General features: G+C 55.1%; 2 protein-coding genes. Both read left to right on the top strand.

Annotated elements, in window-relative coordinates:
* The first annotated feature begins 242 nt into the window (after window positions 1–242).
* On the top strand, window positions 243–1,199 hold the full coding sequence (locus WKK33_RS10130; protein WP_337933697.1) for a LicD family protein: 957 nt from the start codon (window positions 243–245) through the stop codon (window positions 1,197–1,199).
* A 48-nt stretch (window positions 1,200–1,247) separates the two neighbouring features.
* Window positions 1,248–2,375 carry a phosphonopyruvate decarboxylase gene (aepY, locus tag WKK33_RS10125; RefSeq protein ID WP_337933695.1) on the top strand — a complete coding sequence of 376 codons (1,128 nt, stop codon included), beginning with the start codon at window positions 1,248–1,250 and terminating at the stop codon, window positions 2,373–2,375.
* Window positions 2,376–2,427 lie beyond the last annotated feature (52 nt).

Raw genomic sequence — 2,427 nt, 5'->3', positions numbered from 1 at the left:
ACTTTATTTGATGAATTTTAATAACTATGCGATTTTATCGCATCAGTACTAAAATGTTTTAATAATATGCGTTTTTCTTTCTGTTTTCCCTCATAATATGCAAACAACTTATAATTTACCTTTTTATATAAGGCTCACGAAACCCATATAATGCATATTATAAATTCGAATAAAAAGATAAGAGATGGCGGTTTTTTTTGTAACTTTGCAGAAAGATATGTTGCATCAACCATACAAGCACAATGTCTAATCAAAATACACAAGCCTCGCAAACAAACCAAGAGGCCACCAACGGGTACGTAGCCAGCGCCGAAATGAAGGAGGTGCAGGCCATAGAGCTCGATTTGCTCCGCCGTTTTCTCGAGTATTGTCAAGCCAACAACCTGCGTTGCTGGGCCGAGGGCGGCACGCTGCTCGGTGCCGTTCGCCACAAGGGCTTCATTCCCTGGGACGACGATGTGGACCTGATGATGCCACGCGAAGACTACGACCGCATGTGCCAAACCATTGGAAACAAAGGCATTGAGGCCCCTTATTTCCTGCAAACAGCCTATTCGGACGTGGATTATCATCGCGGCCACGCGCAGTTCCGACGCAGCGACACCACAGCCATTCGCCCATCCGACTGTTTCCAACCCTTCAACCAAGGCATCTTCATCGACATCTTCCCCTTGGAGGCCGTGCCCGATGACCAGGAAGCGCTCCACCGCGCCTACCGCAGCGCGCTGAAGACGTTGAAATTCCTCAAGGCCAAGAACACCCATTGCATCAGTTCAGGACGCCTGGGCCTCATCTTCCGAAAGATCAAGGCGCGCCATTGCGTGCGTCGCAACGGTTGGCTCCACTATTACGAGAAGGCCGACGACGAGATGCGCCGATTGGCCGACCTGCCCGGATCGCGCGTAGGAGAGGTGGTCAACATGGGGCCCAAACTGCAATGGGACCGAAGCCTCTTCGACGAAACCGTGTGGCTTCCCTTTGAGAACATCAAGGTGCCAGCGCCCAAAGACACAGACACCGTGCTGAGAGCCGTGTTTGGCGACAACTACATGACGCCCATACAAGCGCCCAGCATGCATGGACAAGTGGTGTTCGACACTCACCGCAGCTACAAGGAGGTGCTGCCCGAGGTGAGGCGCCAATACCGCATGTCGGCCCTGACACGCCTCATCAGCAAACTTACGGGAAAGAAAAAGTAAGCGTTTCCGCATTTCACCATATACTAATAAGCTAATAGCATTACCACCATGATACAACCCGAGAAATTCTATCAAGCGCTCGCCAACGAGGACATCACATTCTTCGCCGGCGTGCCCGACTCATTGTTGAAGAACCTGTGTGCCTACATCACCGACCACACCGACCCGCGCAACAACATCATCGCCGCCAATGAGGGCGGCGCCGTAGGCCTGGCGGCAGGCTACCATCTCGCCACAGGCAAGATCCCTGCCGTGTATATGCAAAACTCGGGCGAGGGAAACGTTGTCAACCCGCTCATGTCGCTCACCGACAAGGACGTGTACCACATACCCCTGCTCCTCATCATCGGATGGCGTGGAGAACCCGGTGTGCACGATGAGCCGCAACATGTGAAGCAGGGCAAGGTGACGCTGCCGCTGCTCGACGCCATGGGCATTGAGCACACCACCCTCTCTGCCGACGAGAACGAGGCGGAGCAGCAGGTGCGCCACGCCGCAGAGCGCATGCGCGAGACGGGCGAGGCTTATGCGCTGGTGATTCGCAAGGGCACCTTTGCCGACTACAAACTGATCAACACCGTGGCCGACGAGTCGCAGCTCACACGAGAGAAGGCCATACAGATGGTGGCCGAAGCAATGGACAGCCGCGCCGCCGCAGTATCGACAACGGGCAAGATCAGTCGCGAGCTCTTCGAGTATCGTGCCAGAAGCGGACAAGGCCACGAGCGCGACTTCCTCACGGTGGGATCCATGGGTCACGCCTCACAGATTGCGCTCGGCATCGCCCTCAGCCAACCCGACCGCAACATCTATTGCTTCGACGGCGACGGGGCGGTGCTCATGCACATGGGCGCACTGGCCATCACGGGCAGCATGCAGTCCGCCAACTTCTACCACATACTCTTTAACAACGGCGTGCACGACTCGGTGGGCGGACAGCCTACCGTAGGCTACAAGGTCGACCTGCCCGAGGTGGCTGCCGCTTGTGGCTATAAGACGGTGCTCAGCGTTGACAACGCCGAAGACCTGAGCGACGTGTTGGCCGACCTCACCGACAACGACGCACCGCTGTTCCTCGAGATCAAGGTGAAGAAGGGTGCGCGCGCCGACCTCGGCCGCCCCACCACCACGCCTGTGGAGAACAAGGAGGCGCTCATGGATTTCCTGAAGCGATAATACTAGTGATGCGATATTAATCGCTTAACTATAGTTATATATTTGATATTTA

It is taken from the genome of Hallella sp., assembly GCF_037460745.1.
Classification (GTDB): domain Bacteria; phylum Bacteroidota; class Bacteroidia; order Bacteroidales; family Bacteroidaceae; genus Prevotella; species Prevotella faecis.
The sequence above is the reverse complement of the archived record's forward strand: the minus strand, read 5'-3'. Positions and strand labels throughout refer to the sequence as shown.

Bases quoted from the DNA above. Each gene is read 5' to 3' on its own strand.
- WKK33_RS10130 (WP_337933697.1), top strand. From the start codon at position 243: ATGTCTAATCAAAATACACAAGCCTCGCAAACAAACCAAGAGGCCACC.
- aepY (WP_337933695.1), top strand. From the start codon at position 1,248: ATGATACAACCCGAGAAATTCTATCAAGCGCTCGCCAACGAGGACATC.